The sequence below is a fragment of the Candidatus Bathyarchaeota archaeon genome (genome assembly GCA_029882535.1).
GTDB lineage: Archaea > Thermoproteota > Bathyarchaeia > Bathyarchaeales > SOJC01 > JAOUKM01.
The window spans coordinates 1-24,508 of record JAOUKM010000009.1 but is presented as its reverse complement, the minus strand read 5'-3'; the positions used below and the strand labels follow the sequence as shown (position 1 = coordinate 24,508).

The 24,508-nt window shown below is 42.5% G+C and carries 28 protein-coding genes; 13 read left to right on the top strand and 15 right to left on the bottom strand.

Going from position 1 to position 24,508, the window contains the following annotated elements; translation table 11 throughout:
• The first annotated feature begins 198 nt into the window (after nucleotides 1-198).
• Nucleotides 199-612: a hypothetical protein gene (locus OEX01_04015; GenBank protein MDH5448154.1), complete on the top strand. Its 414-nt coding sequence runs from the start codon at nucleotides 199-201 to the stop codon at nucleotides 610-612.
• A 7-nt stretch (nucleotides 613-619) separates the two neighbouring features.
• Here OEX01_04015 and OEX01_04010 read toward each other — a convergent pair whose 3' ends face one another.
• Genes OEX01_04010 through OEX01_03995 form a run of 4 tightly spaced genes read right to left on the bottom strand, consistent with a single transcriptional unit; the run spans nucleotide 620 to nucleotide 4,892 of the window.
• Nucleotides 620-1,867 carry a molybdopterin-binding protein gene (locus OEX01_04010; GenBank protein MDH5448153.1) on the bottom strand — a complete coding sequence of 416 codons (1,248 nt, stop codon included), beginning with the start codon at nucleotides 1,865-1,867 and terminating at the stop codon, nucleotides 620-622.
• A complete protein-coding gene (locus OEX01_04005) occupies nucleotides 1,860-3,110 on the bottom strand; it encodes a molybdopterin molybdotransferase MoeA (GenBank protein MDH5448152.1) in 1,251 nt (416 codons plus the stop codon). The genes OEX01_04010 and OEX01_04005 overlap by 8 nt, the downstream gene beginning before the upstream one ends.
• Before the next feature lie 42 nt (nucleotides 3,111-3,152).
• Nucleotides 3,153-4,031: a TIM barrel protein gene (locus tag OEX01_04000; GenBank protein ID MDH5448151.1), complete on the bottom strand. Its 879-nt coding sequence runs from the start codon at nucleotides 4,029-4,031 to the stop codon at nucleotides 3,153-3,155.
• A 6-nt stretch (nucleotides 4,032-4,037) separates the two neighbouring features.
• A complete protein-coding gene (locus tag OEX01_03995) occupies nucleotides 4,038-4,892 on the bottom strand; it encodes a hypothetical protein (protein ID MDH5448150.1) in 855 nt (284 codons plus the stop codon).
• A gap of 147 nt (nucleotides 4,893-5,039) precedes the next feature.
• Here OEX01_03995 and OEX01_03990 point away from each other — a divergent pair, with 147 nt between their 5' ends.
• Nucleotides 5,040-5,318 carry a hypothetical protein gene (locus OEX01_03990; GenBank protein ID MDH5448149.1) on the top strand — a complete coding sequence of 93 codons (279 nt, stop codon included), beginning with the start codon at nucleotides 5,040-5,042 and terminating at the stop codon, nucleotides 5,316-5,318.
• A gap of 96 nt (nucleotides 5,319-5,414) precedes the next feature.
• Here OEX01_03990 and OEX01_03985 read toward each other — a convergent pair whose 3' ends face one another.
• Both OEX01_03985 and thsB read right to left on the bottom strand, forming a co-directional pair.
• Nucleotides 5,415-5,768, bottom strand: a complete 354-nt coding sequence (locus OEX01_03985) for a hypothetical protein (protein ID MDH5448148.1) — start codon at nucleotides 5,766-5,768, stop codon at nucleotides 5,415-5,417.
• A gap of 190 nt (nucleotides 5,769-5,958) precedes the next feature.
• On the bottom strand, nucleotides 5,959-7,605 hold the full coding sequence (thsB, locus tag OEX01_03980; GenBank protein MDH5448147.1) for a thermosome subunit beta: 1,647 nt from the start codon (nucleotides 7,603-7,605) through the stop codon (nucleotides 5,959-5,961).
• 698 nt (nucleotides 7,606-8,303) lie between these two features.
• Here thsB and OEX01_03975 point away from each other — a divergent pair.
• A complete protein-coding gene (locus OEX01_03975) occupies nucleotides 8,304-9,065 on the top strand; it encodes a peptidylprolyl isomerase (protein MDH5448146.1) in 762 nt (253 codons plus the stop codon).
• Nucleotides 9,066-9,079: 14 nt separating this feature from the next.
• On the opposite strand, the gene OEX01_03970 is transcribed toward OEX01_03975, so the two are convergent.
• The gene (locus tag OEX01_03970) at nucleotides 9,080-10,129 is read right to left on the bottom strand and encodes an NAD(P)-dependent glycerol-1-phosphate dehydrogenase (GenBank protein MDH5448145.1); all 1,050 of its coding nucleotides are present in this window, start codon (nucleotides 10,127-10,129) and stop codon (nucleotides 9,080-9,082) included.
• A 159-nt stretch (nucleotides 10,130-10,288) separates the two neighbouring features.
• Between OEX01_03970 and psmB the strand changes: the two genes are divergently transcribed.
• Together psmB and OEX01_03960 are read left to right on the top strand one after the other, a co-directional pair.
• Nucleotides 10,289-10,945, top strand: a complete 657-nt coding sequence (gene psmB / locus OEX01_03965; protein MDH5448144.1) for an archaeal proteasome endopeptidase complex subunit beta — start codon at nucleotides 10,289-10,291, stop codon at nucleotides 10,943-10,945.
• The gene (locus OEX01_03960; protein ID MDH5448143.1) at nucleotides 10,942-12,858 is read left to right on the top strand and encodes a beta-CASP ribonuclease aCPSF1; all 1,917 of its coding nucleotides are present in this window, start codon (nucleotides 10,942-10,944) and stop codon (nucleotides 12,856-12,858) included. Before psmB ends, OEX01_03960 begins: the two co-directional genes overlap by 4 nt.
• Here OEX01_03960 and OEX01_03955 read toward each other — a convergent pair.
• Both OEX01_03955 and OEX01_03950 read right to left on the bottom strand, forming a co-directional pair.
• Nucleotides 12,845-13,216 carry a cell division protein SepF gene (locus OEX01_03955; protein MDH5448142.1) on the bottom strand — a complete coding sequence of 124 codons (372 nt, stop codon included), beginning with the start codon at nucleotides 13,214-13,216 and terminating at the stop codon, nucleotides 12,845-12,847. The genes OEX01_03960 and OEX01_03955 overlap by 14 nt on opposite strands.
• Before the next feature lie 239 nt (nucleotides 13,217-13,455).
• The gene (locus OEX01_03950) at nucleotides 13,456-14,448 is read right to left on the bottom strand and encodes an MBL fold metallo-hydrolase (protein MDH5448141.1); all 993 of its coding nucleotides are present in this window, start codon (nucleotides 14,446-14,448) and stop codon (nucleotides 13,456-13,458) included.
• Between the two features lie 359 nt (nucleotides 14,449-14,807).
• Here OEX01_03950 and OEX01_03945 point away from each other — a divergent pair, with 359 nt between their 5' ends.
• Genes OEX01_03945 through OEX01_03935 form a run of 3 tightly spaced genes read left to right on the top strand, consistent with a single transcriptional unit; the run spans nucleotide 14,808 to nucleotide 16,641 of the window.
• Nucleotides 14,808-15,395 carry a hypothetical protein gene (locus OEX01_03945; protein MDH5448140.1) on the top strand — a complete coding sequence of 196 codons (588 nt, stop codon included), beginning with the start codon at nucleotides 14,808-14,810 and terminating at the stop codon, nucleotides 15,393-15,395.
• Between the two features lie 6 nt (nucleotides 15,396-15,401).
• Nucleotides 15,402-16,178, top strand: a complete 777-nt coding sequence (locus tag OEX01_03940; GenBank protein MDH5448139.1) for a hypothetical protein — start codon at nucleotides 15,402-15,404, stop codon at nucleotides 16,176-16,178.
• On the top strand, nucleotides 16,171-16,641 hold the full coding sequence (locus OEX01_03935) for a hypothetical protein (protein MDH5448138.1): 471 nt from the start codon (nucleotides 16,171-16,173) through the stop codon (nucleotides 16,639-16,641). The genes OEX01_03940 and OEX01_03935 overlap by 8 nt, the downstream gene beginning before the upstream one ends.
• Here OEX01_03935 and OEX01_03930 read toward each other — a convergent pair.
• Nucleotides 16,623-17,123, bottom strand: coding sequence for a class IV adenylate cyclase (locus OEX01_03930; GenBank protein MDH5448137.1), 501 nt, complete (start codon nucleotides 17,121-17,123; stop codon nucleotides 16,623-16,625). The genes OEX01_03935 and OEX01_03930 overlap by 19 nt on opposite strands.
• Before the next feature lie 22 nt (nucleotides 17,124-17,145).
• A complete protein-coding gene (locus tag OEX01_03925; GenBank protein MDH5448136.1) occupies nucleotides 17,146-17,379 on the bottom strand; it encodes an AbrB/MazE/SpoVT family DNA-binding domain-containing protein in 234 nt (77 codons plus the stop codon).
• Nucleotides 17,380-17,447: 68 nt separating this feature from the next.
• Between OEX01_03925 and OEX01_03920 the strand changes: the two genes are divergently transcribed.
• Nucleotides 17,448-18,284: a hypothetical protein gene (locus tag OEX01_03920; protein ID MDH5448135.1), complete on the top strand. Its 837-nt coding sequence runs from the start codon at nucleotides 17,448-17,450 to the stop codon at nucleotides 18,282-18,284.
• 9 nt (nucleotides 18,285-18,293) lie between these two features.
• Here the strand turns inward: OEX01_03920 and rimI are convergent, their stop codons facing one another.
• On the bottom strand, nucleotides 18,294-18,776 hold the full coding sequence (gene rimI, locus OEX01_03915) for a ribosomal protein S18-alanine N-acetyltransferase (protein MDH5448134.1): 483 nt from the start codon (nucleotides 18,774-18,776) through the stop codon (nucleotides 18,294-18,296).
• A 130-nt stretch (nucleotides 18,777-18,906) separates the two neighbouring features.
• On the opposite strand from rimI, the gene OEX01_03910 reads away from it, so the two are divergent.
• Nucleotides 18,907-19,887, top strand: a complete 981-nt coding sequence (locus OEX01_03910) for a hypothetical protein (protein ID MDH5448133.1) — start codon at nucleotides 18,907-18,909, stop codon at nucleotides 19,885-19,887.
• 34 nt (nucleotides 19,888-19,921) lie between these two features.
• Here the strand turns inward: OEX01_03910 and OEX01_03905 are convergent, their stop codons facing one another.
• On the bottom strand, nucleotides 19,922-20,851 hold the full coding sequence (locus OEX01_03905) for an AEC family transporter (GenBank protein ID MDH5448132.1): 930 nt from the start codon (nucleotides 20,849-20,851) through the stop codon (nucleotides 19,922-19,924).
• 125 nt (nucleotides 20,852-20,976) lie between these two features.
• On the opposite strand from OEX01_03905, the gene OEX01_03900 reads away from it, so the two are divergent.
• The gene (locus OEX01_03900) at nucleotides 20,977-21,516 is read left to right on the top strand and encodes a GNAT family N-acetyltransferase (protein MDH5448131.1); all 540 of its coding nucleotides are present in this window, start codon (nucleotides 20,977-20,979) and stop codon (nucleotides 21,514-21,516) included.
• Between the two features lie 58 nt (nucleotides 21,517-21,574).
• Here OEX01_03900 and larA read toward each other — a convergent pair whose 3' ends face one another.
• Nucleotides 21,575-22,942: a nickel-dependent lactate racemase gene (larA, locus tag OEX01_03895; protein MDH5448130.1), complete on the bottom strand. Its 1,368-nt coding sequence runs from the start codon at nucleotides 22,940-22,942 to the stop codon at nucleotides 21,575-21,577.
• A 29-nt stretch (nucleotides 22,943-22,971) separates the two neighbouring features.
• Here larA and OEX01_03890 point away from each other — a divergent pair, with 29 nt between their 5' ends.
• Nucleotides 22,972-23,673 carry an MBL fold metallo-hydrolase gene (locus tag OEX01_03890; GenBank protein ID MDH5448129.1) on the top strand — a complete coding sequence of 234 codons (702 nt, stop codon included), beginning with the start codon at nucleotides 22,972-22,974 and terminating at the stop codon, nucleotides 23,671-23,673.
• Nucleotides 23,648-24,292, top strand: coding sequence for an orotate phosphoribosyltransferase (gene pyrE, locus OEX01_03885; protein ID MDH5448128.1), 645 nt, complete (start codon nucleotides 23,648-23,650; stop codon nucleotides 24,290-24,292). The genes OEX01_03890 and pyrE overlap by 26 nt, the downstream gene beginning before the upstream one ends.
• Here pyrE and OEX01_03880 read toward each other — a convergent pair.
• Nucleotides 24,289-24,508, bottom strand: a 220-nt coding sequence (locus OEX01_03880; protein ID MDH5448127.1) for a hypothetical protein, incomplete at its 5' end; no start/stop codon positions are given. The genes pyrE and OEX01_03880 overlap by 4 nt on opposite strands.

Below are 24,508 nucleotides of genomic sequence, written 5' to 3'. Positions count from 1 at the left end.
TCCGGAATTTTTAGTATAGTCTTTTCAGGAAATCTTACAACAATTCCCCAAATTTAACTAAGAGATCTTAGAAAAGCTTTCACGCGTACCCACATGACTATAAAGTCTTCAGGAAACGTAAATAGTCAACCGACATTTCGCAGACCGACGATGTTGTAATAGCTGAAAACGGTGGGGAAATAGATTTATTACTTAATTGTGTATAGCGATAGTCTAAAAGAAGGCTCTAGCATGGGTTTAAGGTCGAGATTGGAAATTGAATATAAAGGTATGTTCTTTTTCGCCGTTTTCTACTTGGTAGCTGGCGTTGTGAACTTCATAGTCCTAGGAATGTATGGGTTAGGCCTCTTTCACGTGGCGTTGGTAGCGGTTTTAAGCTTGATTGCTGCCTTTGGACTGTATCGGCTGCAAAGCTGGTCTTTATGGCTTGTTGTCGGCTTGTTCTTTATCGCCACAACTCATATTGCCCTCATGCTTAACGTCTTCTTGACAAACTACGCAGCAACCCCTGACATAAGCAGCCTATTTGCTATTACTGCATGGACAGTGTACTTCATCCTCACTTGTGTGGCAACAATATATGTTGCCGCAAAAAGAAAGAACCTAAAATAGAAAGCTCTCAATCTTCTAAAGCTTTGAACAGAAAAACGTTAACTTCTTCTCGAGCCTCAATAAATTGTTGAGTCTCCTTTAATTCCACATAGCCATTAGCCTTTGCCAACGTGGTGATGGCGCCTGACTGCCCTGTTGGAACGGGAGAAGCCAGCCATCGACCTTCATTGTCACGAGAAAGAGTAACAGTGACGAAAGTTCGCCGTCCCCGTGCTGAAAACAACTTTGCTGTAACAATCGCCTTCACGGTGGCAAACGGTTTTTCCTCCTTTCCAGCCATCCTGAAAAGTATAGGGCGAACAAGCAGATGGAACATTAGAAGCGAAGAAGTAGGATTACCTGGAAGTGAAAAAACTGGTTTACTATCTATGATTGCGACTGCAACGGGCTTTCCAGGTTTGACAGCCACACCGTGAACCACCAACCCAGGCTTCCCAAGTTTGTCTATAATTTGTGGAACAACATCTTTTGGTCCAACAGAAACTCCGCCCGAAGTTATAACAGCGTCTGCAACGTCTATTACTTTTCTCAGCGTCTCCTTCAATAGTTCTTCGTCATCGTCTTGAACGATTCCAAAGCCAATTGGTTCTCCACCGCTTTCTAAAACCGCTGCAGCTAACGTGGTGGTGTTTATGTCGTAGATTTTTCCCGGAGGCAAAGGCTTACCAGGCTCTACAATTTCCGCTCCTGTTGAGACAATTGCAACTCTAGGCTGCTTAAACACTTTCACCTGCATGACCCCTAATGCAGCTAACACTCCTAACTCGCGAGAAGACACGCTAGTTCCACGCTTTAACACGGTTTCATCTTTGTGGATGTCCGAGCCCGACGGCATTATGTTTTCACCCCTCGCTACAGGCTTGTAAACTAGAATTTTTCCATCTTTCTGTGTAGTATTCTCCACCATGGCGACCGCATCTGTATTAGTAGGCAACGGCGCACCAGTCACAATCTCTACTGTGCTGCCTCTTTCCACAGTCAAACTTGACATTTCACCCACATTCACATGTCCCATCAACCTTAACGCCGCCGGACTGTCCTCTTCTGCGCCAAACGTGTCTTCAGCTCTAACTGCGTAACCGTCCACAGTTGAGCGATGAAATGGTGGAACGTTAATAGGAGAAGCCACATCTTCAGCTAATACACGTCCAACAGCTTTCAGCAAAGGAATCTTTTCAGTTCGAAGAGGTTTTGGAGAAAACGCTTCTTCAATTCTCTTTTTCGCTTCGTCTAAACTAAGCAGTTTTTTAAACATTTTCTCTTTTTTCTCCCGTCACATTGTCAAAAAGATGAACAATGATTACCTCGTTTTTTCTCAAGCCTTCTCTATCTTCAGGGATGATTACGTAGCCGTTTGCTTTCGTCATTGTTGTGATGATGCCAGAACCTTTAACGCGAATCGGCCCAGCTAAAAACTCTCCGTCCTTTTCCACAACTTTCACTCTAAGGAAGACACGCCGCCCCAAAACTCCTGCAACTCTCCGCGTTAATTTAGCCTTCAACTTCACCCTCGCGCCATTCCTCGTTCCCAGTAGTTTTTGAATAAGCGCACGAGCGAAAACTTCAAACCCTATTACTGCAGCCACAGGATTTCCAGACAAAATTATCACTGGTTTTCTGTGCACAACAGCAAGCGCGGTCGGCATGCTTGGACGCATAGCTATCCCGTGAACGACAACGCCATGACGCTTCATCTGTTCAATTATTTTAGGCACCAAATCATGGACACCAACACTTGTTCCACCAGTTGTAATCACCATGTCTGCCTTTGCTAAGCCCTCGCTAATCTTCTCTCTGATCTCATTTTCATCGTCCTTTGCGATGCCGAGACTAAAAGCCTCGACCCCGAGTTCAGCACACATACCTGACAATATTATGCTGTTAACTTCAACAATTTGATTCGGCTCCAACTTGTCTCCTAGCGCGACTAGTTCGTTGCCTGTTGCCAAAATTGCAGCTTTCGGCTTTCTCACAACTTCAATCTTCTCCATCCCTAGCGCAACCAACAAGCCTAAATGATATGGAGTCAGTTTTACTCCTGCCGCTATCACAACTTCACCCTTCTCTACATCTTCGCCTTTCTTGGAAACATTGGCGCCAGGCGTTAAAGAAACGAGAACTCCGATTCCACCATCCATCTTTTTTGTATGTTCCAGCATCACGACCGCATATGCACCTTTTGGAAGGATGTTCCCTGTCCAGATTTCCTTTGCCTCTCCGTCTTCTACAACTTCCTTCTCGACAAGGCGGAGAGTCTTTGGTTGAAATTGTGAGGCTGCAACAGTGTCTTTTGCTTTTAGGGCGTATCCATCTACTGCTGAACGGTTAAAAGGAGGCAAGTTTATTTGTGCAATGATTTCTTTGGCTGTGACTCGCCCCAGCGCTTTTTCTACTGGAATGAAAACTGTGTTTAATCGTTTTGGTTGAAGTGTTTCGAAGAATTTTTCCAAGGCTTCATTGACGGGTGTAAGCTCTTGGAATCCCTTAAGTCGTACCAACTAAGCGCACCACTTCATTGCAAGAGAGCATTGCAGAAAAACTTATCGTAGAACACTGGCGCTTTTCAACTTTTGGAAGAATATGTAACGCATTTTTTTGGCGTCTTCGCCAGGAAGTGAAGTTTCACTAACAATCACTGGTTTCAAGCCAAGATTAACTATAACCCCTGCTAATAACTCGAATTTCGGGCCGTAGCCGGGAGTGCCTAAATGGTGATGCCGTCTTTCTCCACGGAAAGTGTATTCGATTAGCGAGAAGTGGCAGTGAAGGTTTTTGGCAGCTGTGGTTCCAAGGCGATTTTCTATTTTTTCTACAACCTGTTCGAAGTCATTAGCAGCTCTGAGGTTGCCTCTTCCTCTCGCGTGGATATGTGCCCAGTCGATGACTGGCTGAGTTTGTTCTACATTTTCGCATATGGTTAAGATTTCCTCTAGGCTTCCAAGTTGGGCAAGTTTGCCTGAGGTTTCGGGTCCAAGGTTAACTTTTATGTTCATTGACTGCATGGTTTCTGCGATTTCTTTGAGTGTCTTTATGCAGTTTTGCAAATCTTTTTTGTGGGATTGTTTTTGGCTGTAGTAACCTGGGTGAAACACCATTGTGTGGGCTTTCATCCATTGGGCAGCGGTGGCGCAGGCGATTAGGCGTTTTTTGCTCGCTTCAAGTGTTCCTTTGTCGCTGAGGAGATTTATGTAGTAGGAGCCATGCATTGTCAGCCAAACATCGTGTTTTTCAGCGTTTTTTCCCAACTTTTCTGCTTCTTCTTGCTTTATTTGGGGTTTTTGTCCCCATCGCACCGCCCCGTATTCGAGCGTGTCGAGTCCTTGTTCTTTCAGAAGACCGGGCAATTCACTAGTTGATGCTTTTAATTCTTTAAACCAGAAGGGAATTCCTGCAGGGCCAAATCTTGGTCTGTCAGGCATGGTTGTTTACCGTCTGTAACGGCGGTTCTTGATGTATTGGCTGTAACTGAGCGTTGCAATAGCTATGATCCAAGCGGCGGCGTTTTGAATTATGAGGTATTTTTCGGTTGGGTTGAGAGAGACGAGGCCGCTTGTTATGGCGGATGCTGCTGCCTCAAGCGTGTTACGGAATGTAGGTGCGGCGGCGATTAGTGCGTTGTGTATTGCTGTTGCTACGGCGCCTATTGGTGGGATAGTGTTTGCAATAGTTTCAGAGGCTTTTATTGTCGTAGTGACGAAGCTGAGGAAGACTGTGTTCCAATGGTAAAAGTCGGCGGTGGCGGTGGGGATGATTTTTGGGTAGGCTGCGATGGTGACGAGGGTAATTATAATGATAAAGGTAAGTGTAATTGTTGTAGCGCTTTTTATGATGGCCTTTGCTAGGGTTATTCGTTGTTTAATGTAGGCTATGGCAGGAGTTTTTAGAATTTTGGTTTTGATTTTTCGTGTGGCTCTTCGAATTTTTTTGTGGAATTGCCGTAGGGGTTTTAGGCGGGTGGATTTTTGTGTTTGCGGTTTTTTTGGTATTTGGGTCTTTTTGGGGATGTTGGCAGTGTGGGTTGCGAGATGAGTGAAGCTTGTGGTGAGGGTGACTATGACTGCTGCGGGGATTATGTGGTATAGTAGGCTTATGGTGACATTGAGGAGGGATAGGGTGGTCGCTGTTGGGTCTTTCGCTGCTGTGGGGATGGCGAAGGTGATGATGATGAATTCTACTATGATTGTGAGGATGATGAAAAGGAGTATGGCTAGGAGGTTTTTGGGTGTAGTCCAGCGGAATATGAGACGTTTTCGTTGTTGGATGGCCATTTGTTTTTTCACTTGTTGCGGTTTTGTTTGTAGTAGGGGCTGGGGTTAAATATCAACTTTACCATGCGCGCACTGTTCGAAGACTAGCTGTCTATAGAAGCTGATGGTTCATATTCGAAACCTCCTGAACGAAGATAAGCATATGCTAGACTAAAAATCATGAAGGCTAGAAAAGTGACAGAAGCAAAATATGGTTACTTTTTATCGTTAGTTGCGAGGTTAATCAATGTGTTCCTTAGTTCTAGTCTAACTTGGCTGTTTGGCGAGAGTAGCTATGTTTTGCTCATTTTAGGCTTCTTGATTATAATAGGCGCCATTCTGATTGAGAAGCAAAGGTTTAGAATCGCAGGCAGTGTATTGGCACTATCTTTTTCTATTCCTTACATTGTTTACTGGTTCTTAATCACACAAGGAATATCCACGCCATCACTCTTTTAGTCCTCAATTACAATCGGTTCAATCTTAGGAATAATAGGCAGCCCTCTCGGTTTAACCAAGAAATAGCTAATCCTACTGCGCGCTCGACTGTAATGTTTAGAACCAAAGAACCCAAATTACTATTCCAACGAAAGCCAGTATCAGCATTACAATTATGAAAATGATTACTGCAAATATGCTAATCGCAAGTGCTTTCAACCATCCGCAGTCAAAGAAATGTTTCACCAAAGCCAGCCAAATTACCAGTTGAACGACCGCGCCCACTAAACCTGTAATAAAAACTCCAAGTAGTGCTCCAACCACCGTGCCGATTATAACTATCCAGACTGCGTCAGCGAGCTTTGCTTTCTCTTTTCCGACAAGCCCTCTTCCTGATAACCAGAGAACTGGTGAAATTACAATTGTGTTTATTACAACACCAATAACAAGCGCTGTCAAATCAGCTGCCAAGCCACAATTCCTCCAAACTGAACTATCAATCGAATGATTGTATTTATAATTTTTGCGCGCACATAAAATGGGGTATGCTGGGGATATTTCTCTCGAAGAGAGTTCCAGCCAGACTATCCATCCGAACCGTCAAAGAACTAGAAAATACAGTTTGTGCTTAATTTTAGGATGTAGAAAAAAGGAGAGTTGCTTAGTATTCTCCGCCTTCAGGCATTTCGCCTGCGCCTGGGCCTGGGCCTTCTTTTGGTTTTGTCGCAGCTATTACGTCGTCTATGCGTAGTATCATAGACGTGGCTTCTGTAGCAGATTTTATCGCCTGTTCTTTCACAGCCACAGGTTCTATTACGCCGCTAAGCTCCATGTTGATGATTTTGCCCGTGAAAACGTTTACTCCCATAAGATGCCCTTTCCGTTTTTCGTGGGCAGCTCTCAAACCTACGAGAATGTCGATTGATTCCAACCCTGCGTTTTCTGCTAGTGTTTTTGGCACAATTTCCACAGAGTCTGCGAAAGCTTCTATGGCTAGTTGTTCTCTTCCACCGACTTTTGTGGCGTATTCGCGGATTTCCTTTGCTATTTCTGCTTCGATTGCTCCGCCGCCGGGGACTATTTTGTTGTTTTCGATGACATCTGAGACCACTGAAAGGGCATCATTCATTGCACGTTCAGCTTCGTCAACCATGCGCTCCAAGCCTGCACGGATCAGGATTGCTACTGAGTGGGGTGTTTTGCATTTCTCTACGAATATCATTTTGTCGTCGCCGACTTTGCGTTCTTCTGCGAGACCAGCAGTTCCCAAATCTTTCGACTTGAGGTCTCCTAAGTTTGTGACGATTTTTCCGCCGGTTGCTCTGGCGAGTTTTTCCATGTCTGACTGCTTTACTCTTCTCGCGGAGAGGACGCCTTTCTTAGCCAAGAAGTGTTGCGCCATGTCGTCTATGCCTTTCTGACAGAACATTACATTCGCACCTGAGGCGACGATTTTCTTAACCATGTCTTGGAGCATGTGCGTTTCTTGGTCTAGAAATGCTTGCATTTGTGTTGGGTCTTTGATGCGTATTTCGGCGTTGAACTCGGTTTTTTCGACTTCAAGGGGGCAATCAAGTAGGGCAATTTTTGCCTTTTTTATGGTTTTCGGCATTCCTGCGTGGACTACTTCTTTGTCGATTATGATGCCTTTTACAAGTTGGCTGTCGAAGAGGCTTTTTCCTTCTTTTTTGGTGATTTGGATGTTGTCTATGTCAGCTATCCATCTTTCTCCGCGTTTTTCGGCAATCTGCATCACAGCGTCGATGGCAATGTCTGCTAATGTTTCCCTTGCACTGCCTACTGCTTTGCTTCCCATACTAGTTAACGCAACTTTTCTGAGTGTTGCGCGGTCTTTTATGTCTACTGGGATGCCTATTTTGTTGAGGAGTTCTACTGCTTTTTGCGAGGCTTTGCGGTAGCCGCTTACAATTATAAGTGGGTGGATGTTCTGCTCTAGGAGAGCTTCCGCATGTTTGAGGAGTTCGCCTGCTAGGACTACGGCTGTTGTTGTTCCGTCGCCAACCATGTCATCCTGGGTTTTAGCTACTTCTACCATCATTTTTGCCGCAGGGTGTTCAACATCTACTTCGTCGAGGATGGCTGCGCCGTCGTTTGTTATCGTTATGTCGCCTAGCGAATCAATGAGCATTTTGTCCATTCCGCGGGGTCCTAGTGTAGAGCGGAGTACTTCACCTATTATTCGTGCTGCCATTATGTTGTTTCTCTGAGCCTCTCGTCCACGTTTCCTGCCGGTTCCTTCTTTAAGAATTAGTATTGGTTGTCCGCCTTGAGTGGTCAAATAAGCCATTTCTCATGTCTCCATAATAGTAAGTTCTAGAGTAAGCAATTTCAACGAAAATATAAACTTTACTCCAAAGGATTCTGTAAAGTCTTCGGTTGACTAGACTCCCTGTAAAAAATCGGTTGATGACTTTTGCAGAGTGCATTATAGTTTGTTTTTTCTTATACCGATTAATAACAATAAATGTCCAAAATCCAATTACCAAAATGGAAATACCTAAAACAAACCATTTCTTAAGCGTAGGATTTTCAGAAGGACGAATCACCCATAACAAAATAATTAGAATGCAAAGAGGGAGAAGTACGGCGAAAGTCACATACATCCTTGACGAAGGAAACTTATATTTGCCCTGCATACTTCTTCATTATCTAATGCTTGTGTTTTGGATTAAAGTCTTCCACTTGTTCTTTCCTTTAACTTCGATTCCGCAAGCAATTGTCCTTAAGAGATAAAACCTGTAAAGTGATTGAACAAATATAGGATCAGAGAATCTAAAGATACACCACCCAAAATTCTGTTACAGAAGCACTCATATTTGAAGCTTATTAGCCACCTATTAAAAACCTATTAGAACAGCCCAATCAAAACGCCACACAATAAACCAACATCGGGCAACGCTTAAAAGCCATACACACAGCAATACTACACTCACAATAAGGCAAGTCAAAAAAGCCATAAACAACAAAGCCAAGAGATGAAGCAAAATGCCATTCAAAAAAGGAGACTTTCTACTAATCGAATACACAGCCAAAGTAAAAGAAACAGGAGAAGCATTCGACACTACTCAGGAAGATGTGGCGAAAAAAGAACGACTATACAAGGAAGGAGAAATCTACGAGCCAAACCTCGTAGTCGTCGGCGAAGGATGGGTACTTAAAGCATTAGATGACAGCCTCTCATCCCTACAACTAAAAAAGCCAGAAACAATCGAAATTCCACCGGACAAAGCATTCGGCCCCCGAGACCCAGAAAAACTAAAGATGGTCCCGCTAAGAAGGCTCAGAGACAAAGGCATAACACCTAAACTCGGAATGCGCGTTGAATATGAAAAGAAACTAGCCACGATAAGAACGGTTGGAGCAGGCAGAGTAACACTAGACTTCAATCCACCCCTCGCAGGCAAAACCCTAGTCTACGAAGTAACAGCGAAGAAAAAACTTAGAACACGCAAAGAAAAAATATCCGCATTAATCCACCGAAGAATACCTGTAGTTAATATTACAAAGTTCAAGCTAGGCATCGAAAAAACTGATGTAGTAATACGAGTTCCAGAAGAGGCATTTTACATAGAAGGTCTCCAACTAGCAAAAAGAGGCGTAGCCACTGACATACAACGCTTCTTCCTAACTATCACAAAAGTAGAATTCGTTGAAACATTCAAAAGCCTCAAAGCAACAGAGCCACAAAAAGAAACGTTGACGAAGAAGAAGCAAACAAAAAAAGCAAAGAAACCACGAAAGAAATAGGACAATTTCAGCTTTTATATTACCCTAGTTTTCTTCGCAAGCGCCTTAGCCGATTTATAAGTCAACTTTTTTTCGTTCAAAATAGTATACCGCTCTGACCTAACGGTTCTTGCTTTCACCAAAGATTCTATAACATCCTGAGGTTCAACTTCAAGTTCTTCAGCAGTTGTCGGCGCTCCAACCTTTTCTAACTTCGATTTAATGCGGCGCCAATTCAATTCGTGCAAGCAAGCCATCATTATAGTGCCAACGCCTGCCTGTTCCCCATGCATTGCAGGCTTGGGTGCAATTAGGTCTAAAGCGTGGCTGAACAGATGTTCTGAACCGCTGCTAGGTCTGCTACTGCCCGCTATACTCATAGCAACGCCACAGCTTATGAGCGCTTCCAAAAGAACCCTTAGCCCTTCCTCATTCCTTGGCTTAATTGATTCAGCGTTTTTTGCAACGAGTTTTGCGCTCATCAGCGCCAAGCTTGCAGCGTATTCACCGTAATATTCATTTTTTACTCTGTGTGCAAGATGCCAGTCGCGGACCGCGGAGAATTTGGCAATAACGTCACCACATCCGCTGGCTGTGTAACGGTGAGAAGCTTGAACAATCAAGTTTGTGTCAGCAATTATAGCCATAGGAGCCTGTGCCATAATAGAATAAGGCTTCTCTGATCCCTTGATTGATGCTAGAGAACTCGCAATACCATCATGCGACGCGTTAGTGGGTACACTTATAAAGGGAATGCCTTGCTGTGCAGCGCTAAGCTTCGCAACATCGATTTTTGTGCCACCTCCAACTCCGAGAGCCACTTGAGGCTTTGTTTCCTCTATTTTCGCTCTGACAACATCCACGTCCTTCATGGTAGAAGAGGACACAAGTAAATGACCTACATTGATTCCAGAATCCTCAAGTAAGTCGATAACCCTATGTCCTGCAACCTTGTATGTTATAACACCTGTCACTACAAAAGCAGACTTTGAAAATCCAAGCTTTTTACAAATTGGCACAACAAGCCCTAAAGTATCATTTCCAACTACGACTTCTCGTGGAAGCTGCATCTGATGAAGCTTCATAGTCAAAGCAAATCACTATTCCAGCAAACTTGGTTTTTGCATCTGCTAGTAATATTCACGAAGTCCTTTTAAATAACTCGGTAATGTATAAATGGCAATTAACTTCCTTTGGAAGATAATCGCAAAATAGCGTTTTCGATTTTCAAGGAGAACATGGAAGTGCGTGAAACATCAAATCAGTTAGTCCTTAAAGGTACTACCACCGTAGGTGTCGTCTGTAGTGATGGCGTAATTCTGTCCTCAGACACCCGCGTAACAATGGGCACTTTTATAGCCCACAAAAAAGGAAAGAAAATATACAAAATCGACGACCACATTGCTATAACAATATCAGGAAGCGTCGCAGATGCACAACAAGTTGTTGATATACTTACAGCAAATGCACGACTGTACAAAATGAATATTGGAAGACCAATTCCAATAAAAGCCGCTTCTAGACTAGTCGCAAATATTCTATTCTCATCTCGCTATGCCCCATTGATTGCTCAAATTCTCATCGGAGGAGTCGACGATACAGGTTCTCACGTGTTTTCGCTTGATCCTCTAGGCAGCTTAACAGAGGAAAAATGTGTTGCTACAGGTTCAGGTTCTCCAGTAGCTTATGGTGTTCTTGAGGATAAATATCGAGAAGGAGTTTCTACAAAGAAGCTGCTACCAATCGTTGTTCATGCCGTGAAAGCAGCTATGAAAAGGAACACGGCAAGTGGCGACAGCTTTGATGTAAGCTTAATTGATAAAGAAGGCTACCGCGAACTAGATGATGGAGAGAAAAACGACATAGCGGAGACGGTGTCTGAGACGAGGAGAAAAGCGTGACAACCGCTGGCAAGAGCAAAGTCGAGATAAGCCAAGCAGTCTTACAACATATACCTGAAAAGGCAGAAGTTACTAGGATAGAATTTGAAGGCCCAGCATTAGCGGTCTACACAAAAAGACCCGAAATTCTGATTGAGCAGAGTTCCATTATTGCAGACATAGTTAGCTTAATTCGCAAGAGGATAGTTGTGAGAGCCGATCCTTCTGTGAGATTACCTGAAAAAGACACAATAAGGATTATAGGAAAAGCGGTTCCTAAAGAAGCTGAAATTACAAACATAAACTTTGACCCAAGCCTTGGCGAAGTCATAATCGATGCGAAGAAGCCAGGTCTGGTCATAGGAAAGAACGGGGCGGTATTGCAGGAGATTGTAAAGGAAACAAGATGGCGCCCTAAAATCTTGAGGAGTTCTCCTATTGCATCAAAAATCATTAGTCACATGCGTCACTATCTCCACTCAGAAACCAAAGAACGTGAGAGGATACTGCGCAATATAGGTGAAAGAATTTTTCGACCCATGATCCATGAAGTAGGTGACGTAAGAATTTCAGCTTTAGGTGGATTTCGAGAGGTTGGTCGTTCAGCGATTTTCCTACAAACAAGAGAAAGCCAAGTGCTTTTAGATTGTGGCATTAACCCTGGCTCAACCAACCCTCTCAATGCTTTCCCACGGCTCGACGTACCCCGATTTGACATAGATACCCTCGACGCTGTAATCATAAGCCATGCACACCTTGACCACTGTGGTTTTCTCCCCTTTCTATTCAAATACGGCTATGACGGCCCAGTTTACTGTTCTGCCCCCACATCAAATCTCATGACTTTGCTTCAATTAGACTATTTAGATGTCGCAAGTAAACAAGGTTCTACAGCCCCTTATAATCAGAAAGATGTCCGTAAATGTGTTCTTCACACTTTGCCGTTGCGTTATGGCGCCGTAACTGACATATCGCCTGATATTCGTTTGACTTTACATAACGCTGGACATATTCTAGGCTCTTCAGTAACTCATTTACATATTGGAGAAGGATTGCATAATCTTGTTTATACGGGAGATTATAAATACGGAAGAACAACTCTTCTCGAAGCGGCAGCCACAGAGTTTCCTAGAGTAGAGACAATAATAACTGAGAGTACATATGGGGCTCCTCAAGATGTTATGCCTTCAAGAATTGCTGCCGAAGAAAAGCTTTCGTCAATAATAAATGAAACATTAGAACGCGGCGGAAAAGTTATAATTCCGGTGCCTGCAGTTGGTCGAGCTCAGGAAATTATGTTGATTATTGACGGTTATATGAAAAGAGGATTAATGAAAGAGGCTCCAGTGTTTATTGAAGGAATGATTTCAGAAGCCACTGCAATTCACACAGCCTATCCGGAATATTTAGCTAGGGAGGTTCGAAACAGCATTTTACATGAGGGAATAAACCCGTTTCAATCTGACTACTTTACTATAGTGGAGCATCCAAGCGCTCGAGAAGAAATAGTGGAAGGAGAACCAAGTATTGTTATGGCAACTGCAGGCATGCTTGAGGGCGGACCTGTGATTGATTATTTCAAGCGATTAGCCTCTAACAAACTTAACACAGTGATATTCGTCAGTTATCAAATTGAAGGTACTTTGGGGCGTCGAGTGCAAAAGGGATTGACCGAAACTCCTATCGTGAACAATGAGGGCAGAGTCGAAGTTATAAAAGCAAGACTTCAGGTTGAGTCAATTGAAGGCTTTTCAGGGCATTCAGACAGGAGGCAGATTATTAATTACATTCATCGCGTCACGCCAAGGCCTGAGAAGGTAATAGTTTGTCACGGTGAAAAGACAAAGTGTCTAGGCGTCTCGAACTTTCTTAGAAGAAGATTTAAAATTGATGCGGTGGCGCCTGAAACTTTAGAAACTCTTAGGCTGCGGTAGAGACTTGTTCTTGAGGTGCAACGGGTTTTTCTCGCCAAATTCGTACGCCAGAGGGAGTGATGACTATTCGTTCTTCTCCTAATCGAGCGATGTCGCCGTCTACTGTTTTAACAAATTCGCATAACTCATTTACAGCTTTTTTGATGTCTTTGATGCTTTTGTTTGCCAGAGGGCTTACTTTGACTATAATAATGTTGCCTGATTTGACTTCGCGTTTTATTGTGTCCAAGTCGGAAAGGTTTCTGAGAGGCATCGCCTTCAAGTAGATTTTGGGAATTTGATTTTCAGAAGCGCCGCTTTCTTTAGAGGTTTCTGATTTTCTGTTATGACTTCGAACGGTCTTTTCTAAGCTTGACAAAAGAACACTTTCCTCTATACTATTTTAAGAGTTTCTCAACTTTTAACATTTCTTTTGCTCAAATTATTCCTTGATGTATAATCTATTGTTTTACTCTGGTTTTATAATACTTGTGTCTCTGAAATCGGTATTTTTCATCAAGGCTAAAACAGAATGTTGACTACGTTCTCTTTTTCTTTCTATTCTATATTTGAAGACTATCATAGGGGGAGGAATCATGAAGATATGAAATAGAATTGTTATGATGGAAGAGGTTTTGCTTCGATTCTTAGTTGCTTTTCTATTTGTTTTGCAAGCGTCTCTGCGTTTCGCCCTCGGTAGTTATCAGTTATGACCAGCTTTGGCTTGCTTTGCCTCACGTATTCTAGCAAGCCTTTGAAGTCGGAGTGATCGCTTAAGGCTACTACATACTCCTTTTCACCCGTTTGTCTACAAGGCCTGTCAAACTCCCACCCGCTCACACACACTCTAAAGCCCTCTAAACCGACTTTCTTGCGCCAACTCATATGGTAAAAAGCAACATAACGCTCTTGTTCTTGGAGAGTAGATTGTAGTGGATGTTTAGTTTGGAATAAAGGTCTACAAATTCTCGCTCCATGCTTCTGATGGATTTTCGAGATTCGAAGAATCCTTTCAGGCATTATGAATGGCGCTTTAATTCTTGCTTCGTGTAGTATCTGCATTACTTCTTGAAGTTTTCCATGATAACCGAAAACATAGACGGGGCCTTGTTTCAATCCTTTCTCAACAATGGACATTAACATTTGTTTCACTTCGTCTTCGAAGTTTCTTGTGTGCCATGGACTGCCATATGTGGCCTCTATTACTAGGATGTCTGACTGGATGACAGGAGTGTTTGTGATTCGAAAGTCGCTTGTGTAGAGAATACGTGTTTCCTCAGCGTCTTCCACTAGCACTTGTGCTGCTCCAAGAATGTGGTCAACTTTGTGAAGCGTTAACTGTTCATCGTTGTAAGTTAAAGGCTTGTCGTATTCGATTGCTTTCACATTTCCTCTTAAAAGCAAGTATGGTCCTTTCATAATGTCGATTAAGTCTTTAGTTGCCGGCGTCATCACCACAGTGTCGCAGTTCTTTAGGCTTTTTTGCAACCCGGTCATGTGGTCGGCATGGGCGTGTGTAACAACTCTTAAGGGCCTTGTTTTTTCAAAGGCGTCGCAGGCAACATACTTTCCTAAAAGGATTGCACCTCTCTTTGTTACGTCTGCTTTCAAGGACATTCTCCTGTAAGGTAACTAAACGGCACTATTTGTTAGAAGGCATTAAAATCGTTTATTGCGGTGATCTTGTATGTCAACTAGGCTAAGTCTTGTACTATACGCTTCTAACAAGCTGTGAATGTAGGTTTGATGGCGTGTAGGTGGTGCTGCGCCTTCCTAGATCTATTCGGATACAGTTAGATGCCAGACATGAAAAGCAAATGAGGTGCGTGTATGTTTCTGTCAAGCTCAAGGTTATGTGTTAGTTTGAATCTGAAGTGGGAAGTGTGTAAAGGAATATTGTTTATTGCTACAGAAGATTTAATACGATACTACCATTACATACAAATCCAAACAGAGGAGAACATGAAAAAATGCCTATAGGATTATCCAATAAGCCTCAACTCACTGGAATTATTATTCTGTTCGCCGGAGTAGCTCTCTTAGCTTTCACTTTCATAAACGCCTTTTTATTCCTTCAAGAACCACTCGGTATAGTCGCTACAGGCGACTTAGCAAGGGTTTTCGGTGAGGCTCTAGCCCCTCTTATTCAAGCATGCGTACGTTTAATGTATCTCGGCATCATGGGATGGATAGGTTCGCTACTAACTATCAGAGGCATCCCATTAGTAACACACAAATCTGTTCCTGTTGCTACGCCAATAGCGGCAACTCAAGCTAAACCACAACTGGTAAAACAGCCAAAACCAACTCCGCAACCAAAGCTACAGCCAAAGCCTACTGCACAACCACCGCCAAAACCGCAACCGAAACTAACACCTCAACCAGAAGCGCAGCAAACACCGACAGCACAACCGCAGCCAGCTCCTCAGCAACCTAGACAGGAGCCACAGTCTCCGCTTCCAGCCCCACAAGAACAAACATCTCAACCTATACCAGAACCCAAACAAGAAGAACCTAAAGCAGTACTCATTCCACCTGAAAACCAAAGGGAAGAATAAGCCCAAATGAACGTGCCAATACGGGCGCTAAGCTGGGCCACACGTTTCTTCTGGATAATGGTCCTAGCTTTTGCCGTAACATGTGCCTACTCTGTCACATTAGTTCGTGTAAACTTCGGCGAACCAATCTTGACCTCTACAGAAGAAGACTTCACTGTAACATTGCCGATTATCTTTGACAACAAAGGCTACTACAACATAGCTGATTTCAACGTCACAACACTCATTGTAGACTATGAAAATAGGCAAATTTCAAAAGCTGCTGCTTACATAGCGCAAATTCCTCCTCAAAATAACGCAATTATCTTTCACAATGTTAGTTTCAACGTAAATGAAATTATGACGCGAGTAGACTATCTCTTTGATGACTCAAACTTCACTCTTTACGGTTCAATCTACTTGAACTATGCTAATTTAATACCGTTTGGATTCGAAGCAAACGCAACAATACCTTGGGGCGCGCCACTTTTTAATTTCACTACTGATATGCCTGAATACAGCGCATATAACACTACGCATTTAGGAGTAAATGTGCCAATCAGCTTCCAAAATCATTCACCTTACTTCACCGTAACTGGAACAATACGGATTGAGATTTTCAATGACAGAAACCAACTAATGGGAGAGGACACTGCTTCAATAGATGTCCCATCCAACGCGGATTATGACAACGAGATTGGAATGTTGGTTAATGCAGGAATGCTTACAGAGAGAGGACAGATTCGTGTTTATGTTGAGACTGAGATGTTCGATTATGGTCCTATGGTGATAAACTATGGATAAAGTAGTAAAGGAAAAAGACGGCAGGTTTACGATGAGGATTATGATACCACGATTCTTTAAAGCATTGTTTAAAACAGCGATTACTTACCTTCTCTATGTCGTCTTTTCATCGTTCCTGATTCCTTTTGAAGGTTTTTATGACTATCAAGCGCTCTTTACAGCCTTGATCGTTTTATTCTTATTCTTTGTCTTCGTAATCGAACTGGCTCACGGCACAGTTTTTCAACACATCTTCAGCATAGCGAACTCTTTGATGATGGTGCTTTACTTCAGCTACGTTCTAAACACAGGCATAATCAACGTTAATATAGAGCAGACTAACCTGATGGTTGACCTGCGTTTCTTCCTCGCTATATTAGTTCTAGGCAGTATGCTGGGCTTTGCAAAAAACATGCTGAAACTTTTGAACTGGATGAACGAAAGAGAAGAACAATGGTTGAGATATCAAATTAAACCACTATAAGAAAGCCTTTCTAAACTTTGGGGGCTAATATTTAGTTTTTCTCTGAGCTTCTCCAACTTAGAGAGGTCTTTTTTTTGTTGCTCTGAATCTTGGGAGGTTATACGTTCAAATTCAATGAAAGAACCCGACCCTTCAACAATATCCAAGTGAATCTGAATACCCTCGTAAAAGTAAATTTCCCTAACCTTATCCACCACAACTTTAATCTTCATGATTCGTTCAAGAATCTGTCTAAAGACTTGAGGTTGTGGAATTATTAGAATGAAAACAGAGCTTCTTTTTGGCTCTGCAACGTTTTCTCTCTCGTAATATATTAGTTCAGCATCACTTTTGCCTTCTACTTCCCGCAGTTTCAACCTACCTTTCGGAACTTTGTAATAGGTGTCGATTTGATGAAAAGTGCCAACTTGCTTAGCGCTATATTGAATCAACTTATCTCGAATCGTCTCTAAACCGTCTACTTTGGCTTTCAACTCAACCATTGCATGTTGAACCCTTTGGCTTTTAGAAGACATTTTCTTTCCCCGATAACTTTCTGGTTAGCTGTAGTTTCTTGATAGCTGTTGCGGTATATATGCTAAAGTGGTTGTTTTCAAGTTTAATATAGAGTCTTTCGCCGAGCTTTATTGAAAACCTTTGTCTCACAGATTTAGGTATGTAGATTCTCCCACGTTCGTCGATTTTTGTTTTGAAGAAATTCTCAATGATCTCCATTATGTTTTCCCTTTTGACGGGCATTTTACCACATAAATTTATAAGATTGTAGATCATTGATAAATCTATCCGTTTATATGGAGGTTTGATGGATGCCTGAAGTAAGACTCGTGATACCGAAAGATTTAGACAGGGCTCTAGACAGTTTGATAAAAGCGGGATTTGCAGGAAACAAAGCGGAATTAGCAAGAACAGCATTGACATATTTCCTCTCCACAGTTCCAACACAACTGCAAAAGGGTTACGACGTGGAAACCGCGTTCTCTCCAGATGGCAGAATATTCCAACTAGAATATGCAATGGAATCTATGAAGCGAGGTGGAACAATGGTGGGTATATGCTGCAACCACGGCATTGTTCTAGCTAAAGAAACACCTAGCGATGAGTTCTTAATACTGCCAAATCCATTTTATCGAATATTCAAAATAACCGAAACAATAGCTATAGCATTTTCTGGAATACAACAAGACTCTCTTCTCGTCTTAGAAGAAGCAAAAAAACAAACAGGGATACTCAAGAAAGAAAACGCCAACGTAGATGTCGAAGCATTGGCTAAGGGATTGACTCTATTTATGCAGCCTTACGCGCAAAAAAAGGGTTTCCGACCCTTGGCAGTAGCCATGATAATTGGAGGCTTGGATTCTCAAAACAGGCCGAGATTGTTCATGATTAACAGCGCAGGCGCATCCCAAGAGTACAGAGCTTGCATGGAAGGCAAAGGTGGTGACGAAACGAAGGGAGTCTTGAAAGGGGGATATAAAGCTGACATGAGTTTAGAAGAAGCCGTCATACTAGCGATAAAGGCCACTCTAAGACGTAAAAAAGAGCCAAAGGAAGTTTTAATTGCAACACTCGACTTGAAAACAAAAGAAATTCGAGAGCTAACGCAAAAGGAAAAGCAAAAACTTTGGAAGAGGATTTTTCCCTAATTCCTTTTTTTATTGCTTTAGTTTTTTTGCCATGACGTAAGCGTCTTCTTCATCAGCATAGTACCCGCGCTTTGTACGTACCACTTGAAAACCTAACTTTTTATACATGTTCACCGCAGGAACATTGCTGACCCTCACTTCCAAATAGCATTCTTTCGCTCTATACAAGCGCATGTTCTTCATCGCTTCTTTCATAAGAGCACTGCCTATGCCCTTGTGTTGATGCCCAGGCAATACCGCAACGGAAACCACATGTCCCTTTTTAGGAATGCCGAACAAGCCAAAACTTGAAAAGCCTGTTTCAATTCTGCACATAATATACCCTACAATGTTCTGTTCTTGCTCAGCCACGATGAAGGTAGCTGAATACCGCTCGTATATGTCCATGAAAAAATAATGTGAATAATTTTCTGGTAGGCAAACGCGGTTTATGCTTACGACTTTTTCGAGGTCGCCGGGCTTAAAAGGTCGAAGGGTGAAGGTTGTCTGCAAGTGTTGCTTCCTCGCTAATGTTTAGGCAACTTGTATGAAAGTTAAATGTTTTGGCATTTATGTACGCTATGTATATGTTTACGAAACCGATAAGAACAAATGAGAGCGTAGAAAATCTAGAAGGTTCAGTATGAAAGCCTTAGCGTTATTGTCAGGCGGCTTAGACAGCACACTAGCTGTGAAGCTAATTCAAAAGCAGGGAATAGACGTTGTGGCATTGAATCTCACCTCTCCATTCTATGTTTATGGAAAAGGTGAACGCAGCGCTGCTGAAGTGGCAAAACAACTCAAAATACCACTCAAAATGATTACTCTGGGCAAAGACTATCTTGAGGTGTTAAGGAACCCAAAGTATGGCTATGGAAAGAACATGAATCCCTGCATTGACTGCAGAATCTTCATGCTTAAAAAAGCCAAGAAATATGCTGAAGAAATTGGTGTTTCTTTCATTTTCACAGGAGAAGTCCTCAACGAAAGACCAATGTCTCAGAATAGAAAAGCATTAAGCCTTATTGAGAAAGAGGCAGGTTTAGAAGGAAAAATCTTGAGACCTTTATCAGCGAAGTTGCTGCCAGAGACCGAAGCAGAAAAGAAAGGATGGGTCGACAGAGAAAAACTGCTAGGCATAAGCGGTAGATCGAGAAAGAAACAAATTGAACTCGCCAAAGAGTTCGGCGTTAAAGACTATCCATGTCCTGCTGGCGGTTGTTTGCTAACCTATAAAGAATTTGCATTGAAAGTCAAAGATTTATTCGAACACAAGAAAAAAGTTGAAACCAGAGACATCAATTTGCTAAAGATAGGGAGACATTTCAGATTTGGAAAGAACAAAATAATCGTTGGAAGGAACGAAAATGAAAACAAACAATTAGAGAAAATGCGAGGAAAAAACGGTTATTTTTTGGAAGTCCCCGATTGTGGTAGCCCCATCACTTTGTTGCAAGGACCGAAAACGAAGGAGGCTCTAAGGAAGGCAGCTGCTTTGACTCTGCGTTACTCTGACAAAAAAGAAGAAAAAACATTGGTTCATTTTGGTAGAGAAAAAATGGACAAATCAGTTGTAGTTTCAGCTTTGGATGCTTCTGAAGTTGAAGAGCTAAGAATAAAATGATCTTCCGCACTAGCGAAAATAAACGCTTCTTTTATTAATCCAGTAACAAAAGCCACAAATTCAGATACACCGCGGCTCCAAGCGAGGAAATTAAGATAAGAGAGGCGATTGTTTCTTTATAAAAGTCATAACGTTCGCTGAGAATGATCATAGAAATGGCGACTGGCATACTGTGCATAAGTGCTAACACTGAGCGTTCTATGCCTATCAGTCCAAATAATTTGATAGTTAAAAGAGCCACTACTGGTAAGAAAACTATTCTCAGCAGGCTCAACTTTAAAGCTTTAGTTATGTTTGTGTACTTTCTTCCGTAGAGAAAGACTCCAAGCATAAAAATAGCTACAGTGGAGGTCGTACTTCCTAGCATGTGTAAGGACGCTGAAATGGGCGTAGGGAATTCTATTCTAATAAGAGATACCAGAATGCCCGATAGAATTGATATGATCAACGGATTTTTTGAAAGTCTTCTGACGACGTGTTTTATTCCTTCCCATCTTGTGGATTTCTCCAGCTTATACAGCTCGAGGATTGTTAGAGATGTTGTGACGCTCACTACAGAAATGGAAGCCGCAGATAATGTTGCCAGGTGCTCCCTATCGGGGAAAGCAAGCGTTATGAAGGGTATGCCAAAGAAAGCTAAGCTACCGAAAATAGTGCTCAAAATCAAAAGGTAAAGGGTATCCTTTGAAAATCTGAATACGGAGTAAAGAACTGTGTATATTGTCAACACCACAAGGATTGGGGTGATTCCTGCGAACATGAATCTAAGAATTTCTGCAGTAAAATCTATTTCAGCCATATTGACAAAAAATAAGGCAGGTAGTGCAAAGTAATATACATAGGCACTGAGCACCCGTTCATCACCCGATTTCAAAATTCCGATTTTCCTCGAAAGAAAACCAATCCCGATTAGAAGAAAAATAGGGATTACTGTTTGCACGATAATGTTGCTCATTGACTTCATCTTGAGGAAAGTTTTGTTCCGTCTTAAGTGTATAGAGCATCTATTTTAAACTGATGAAGGGGTTCTAAAAATTGAAGGAAAAACTCATTAAATGAGACAATGTATTGATTTTTTGAAGAGTTATGTTGAAAAGAGTTAGACTCAAGAACGGTAGAGAATCCGTTGTAAGACGGTTTACGGCTAAGGACAAAGAGAAAGTGGTTGAGATGTTTGCCTCCATGTCTAAGAAGGCTCTTGAATGGGCGATGCCACCGTACACAAAAGATCGTTTAGAGAGAGGTTGGTGGTCACGCATACAACATCTTATCGCGCTTGTGGCAGAATACAGAAACCGAATTGTTGGCTACGCTCAAATATTTAAACATCCAAACCCGAGACACAGAGGAATAGGTGAATTGCTCATTTATTTGCACCAAGATTTTCACAATGTTGGGCTTGGAACGGCAATGAACGAATACTTGATCGAACTAGCCAAGAAAGAGAGGCTGCATAGAATTGGCCTCAGCGTTGTGGCAGATAACAAGATTGCCATACACATGTATGAAAAGCTGGGCTTTAAAATTGAAGGCATTTGTAAAGATGCCTATTTTGGTGATGATGGGAAATACCATGACATGGGTTACATGGGATTAATCTTGACGCACCAAGATGCCATAGAAGCTTAACTTCTCACAGACCATTTGGCTTGTTGTGCATGTCAAAGGGCACGTTAGTTTTGTGCAACTAAGTTCTTACTAGTGGAAAAGTTATGTGACCGTTGGGGATTGCCCAAACTTTTGCTTTTTTGCCTACAATCTTGAGGGCTTCATCCAAAGCATCGTTCAAAGCCCTCGCAGTTCGAAGCTTGAACACGTTGACTGCATAATAATCGGGCATTGTGGTAACAATGATAATTTGCGCTTTCTGTAAAGCCTTCAACAAATAGTAAGCCTTGTGTCCACCAATTGCGAAGTGTTTCTTAATTTCCTTTTCCATGGACTTTGAGTCTTTGAATTTCATCATCCACTCATAAAACACCTCGTTTCCATAGCTTTCTGGGCACTCAGCCACCAAAACAATAACGCCGCCATGCTTAACGCTGTCCAAGGCGTTGTCAACCGCTTTGTATGCTTGGTAAAGGTCAATGTCTGCGGGGTGCCCCCCAGGACTTACTATAACGATGTCTGCACGGCGGTCAATTGACACCTTGCACATCTCCTCAACCAGCTTCACACCCTTATAGAAAGCTTGTTCCAAGTCACCAGCAAAAGTTTGTACAATTTCGCCTTTACTGTTTGTTACAACGTTTAGAATAAAGTCGGCTTTTGCCAGCCTTGCGGCTTCAACCATGTCTTCGTGGATAGGATTTCCCTCTAAAATGCCGGTTCTGGCTTTGGGATTCAAAATCATGGCGTGATTGTGTTGAATTGTTTTGGTACCGCTAACGCCGGGTAAAACGCTTTTTCTGCCACCGCCAAAACCTGCGTAATAGTGCATTTCGATGTCGCCCGTCAGAATTCGGACATCTGCTTCTGCGAAAATCTTGTTGACAAAAACTTTTGTTCCATATTTCTTGGTCGTTCCCATGTAAACGTGGTCTTCGGCGTGGCAGTCATGACTTATAGTTTTAACGCGGTTAACAACGTCTTCGCCTAAGAGTTCTCTAGCCTCGTCGGGCTTAACAGCTCTATGGGTGCCGCAACCGAAGATTATCGTAACATCCTCGTCTTTAACCCCGAGTCGGTTTAGCTCTTCGAGAAGTGGAGGAACTATTAAATGGCTGGGAGCAGGACGAGTAACATCGTCCACAACGATCGCGACTTTGTTGCTCGAATTTACTATTTCACTTAAGGGTTTAGAACCAATAGGCTCGTTTAACGCCCGCAAAATCTCAGCTCTTGCATCGGGCACACCGGGTTTTTCCTCTGGCTTGATGATACCGAGGAAGCTGCGAGTTGGAATGCGTGCGCAAATCTCTGTTTTGTCGTATGGAAGCCAGACGTCTACCATAGAAATGGCACTCCGAGTGAAGGAATTGTTGAACCCTATTGCTTTTAAGCGTATCGAAGATTGCCTGAGAAGGGGAGTGCCAGCATAAGTTCTTTTAACCAAAAACACCATACCACTTATCGGGAATTTTTATGTCTATAGAAAGCACGGTTCCAAAAAAGAATGAAATAGCCTTTAAATGGTTTAACGACTATGCTGGTGTCACTGTGAAAACGCCAACGAAAACGCTAGTAGTAGATCCTGTAGATGTAAATGCTAAAAACTTCACAACCTTAGATGCTATACTTATCACACATGAACACTACGACCACCTAGACGGACCCTTAATAAGAAAGATACAGGAACGAACTCAATGCCAGATACTCGCAGACCCCACTTCTACTAAAAAACTTAGCAACACGATTCCCTTAGAAAAACTGCAAGAAATGACTCTTGGAACAGAAACAAAAATTGATAACGTAACAGTAAGAGCGGAAATGTGTAATCACCCGCCTGCAACTACACCAATTACATTTCTCATAACTAGTGAAGACAAAGTTAGAATCTTTCACACGGCTGACAGCATGCCTTTTCCAGAAATGAAAGATATAGGCAAAAACCACAAGCCAGACATTGTTTTTTGCACGGTTGGCATAGCGCCGGGTACGTCGCCCAAGACTGGAATCGAAATTGTAAAGCTCGTTAAACCAAAGGTTGCAGTACCCTATCATACGGCTTCGAGGGATGACTTGAGCAGGTTCTGTGGAATGTTAGCGAAAGAAGCTTTGAAGGTAAAGTGTCTTGTAGCTAAACGAGGTAATGTTTACATTGTTGGAAAAGAGCGGAAAGGATGATGTAGAGATGGAATTTATGAAAGGGCAGCTTTGCCAAATACTCTATAAGATTGGCGCGTTGAAATTCGGCACTTTCAGGCTCACAAGCGGAAAAATAAGCCCCTACTACATCGACCTCCGGATAGTGCCTAGTTTTTCCGATGCTTTCCACAAAATTTGTGATCTTTACGTTAAACTCATAAAGGATAACGTTGGAATCGACAACTTCAAGCGAATCGCTGGAATTCCCATAGCAGGTTTACCGTTTGCTTCCGTAACTGCGTATAATCTCAACAAGTCCTTTCTCTACACTCGTCCAACCCGGCGAAGGCATGGTAGAGAACGTAGAGTTGAAGGTGTGTTGATGCCGGGCGATGAAGTTCTTTTGTTAGATGATTTGGTTACTTCGGGTAGATCGTTGCGTGAGGCGGCGTCTGCAATTCGGGCGGAGGGTGGGGTAGTCGGTGATGCTGTGGTGTTGATTGATAGGGAAGAGGGGGGGAAGGAAGTGTTGGCGAAGGATGATATTAGGCTTTATTGTTTGTTGAGAGCTGGTGAGGCTGCAAGTACGTTGCATGAGGTGGGGGCTATATCGGATGTGGAGTTGGATGTGGTTTTGAAGCAGAGGAAGGGTGGTTAGTGTTGGGTGATGTTTGTGTGAGTGGGGGGTGTTTGTGGTTGTAGGTTTTGGGTGGGTTTTTTTTGTGGGGTTTTTTGTGTTTTTGTGTTTGTTTTTTGGGTTTTGTTTTTGGTTTGGTTGTTGTTTTGGGTTGTGTTTGGTGTTGGTTTGTGGTGTTTTTTGGGTGTTTTGTGGGTGGTTTTTGAGTTGTTTGTGTTGGGTTTGTTTTTGTAGTAA

Bases quoted from the DNA above. Each gene is read 5' to 3' on its own strand.
- OEX01_04010 (MDH5448153.1), bottom strand. From the start codon at position 1,867: ATGTTTAAAAAACTGCTTAGTTTAGACGAAGCGAAAAAGAGAATTGAA.
- OEX01_04000 (MDH5448151.1), bottom strand. From the start codon at position 4,031: ATGCCTGACAGACCAAGATTTGGCCCTGCAGGAATTCCCTTCTGGTTT.
- OEX01_03990 (MDH5448149.1), top strand. From the start codon at position 5,040: ATGAAGGCTAGAAAAGTGACAGAAGCAAAATATGGTTACTTTTTATCG.
- thsB (MDH5448147.1), bottom strand. From the start codon at position 7,605: ATGGCTTATTTGACCACTCAAGGCGGACAACCAATACTAATTCTTAAA.
- OEX01_03975 (MDH5448146.1), top strand. From the start codon at position 8,304: ATGCCATTCAAAAAAGGAGACTTTCTACTAATCGAATACACAGCCAAA.
- OEX01_03970 (MDH5448145.1), bottom strand. From the start codon at position 10,129: ATGAAGCTTCATCAGATGCAGCTTCCACGAGAAGTCGTAGTTGGAAAT.
- OEX01_03945 (MDH5448140.1), top strand. From the start codon at position 14,808: ATGCCTATAGGATTATCCAATAAGCCTCAACTCACTGGAATTATTATT.
- OEX01_03940 (MDH5448139.1), top strand. From the start codon at position 15,402: ATGAACGTGCCAATACGGGCGCTAAGCTGGGCCACACGTTTCTTCTGG.
- OEX01_03935 (MDH5448138.1), top strand. From the start codon at position 16,171: ATGGATAAAGTAGTAAAGGAAAAAGACGGCAGGTTTACGATGAGGATT.
- OEX01_03930 (MDH5448137.1), bottom strand. From the start codon at position 17,123: ATGGTTGAGTTGAAAGCCAAAGTAGACGGTTTAGAGACGATTCGAGAT.
- OEX01_03925 (MDH5448136.1), bottom strand. From the start codon at position 17,379: ATGCCCGTCAAAAGGGAAAACATAATGGAGATCATTGAGAATTTCTTC.
- OEX01_03920 (MDH5448135.1), top strand. From the start codon at position 17,448: ATGCCTGAAGTAAGACTCGTGATACCGAAAGATTTAGACAGGGCTCTA.
- OEX01_03910 (MDH5448133.1), top strand. From the start codon at position 18,907: ATGAAAGCCTTAGCGTTATTGTCAGGCGGCTTAGACAGCACACTAGCT.
- OEX01_03905 (MDH5448132.1), bottom strand. From the start codon at position 20,851: ATGAAGTCAATGAGCAACATTATCGTGCAAACAGTAATCCCTATTTTT.
- OEX01_03890 (MDH5448129.1), top strand. From the start codon at position 22,972: ATGTCTATAGAAAGCACGGTTCCAAAAAAGAATGAAATAGCCTTTAAA.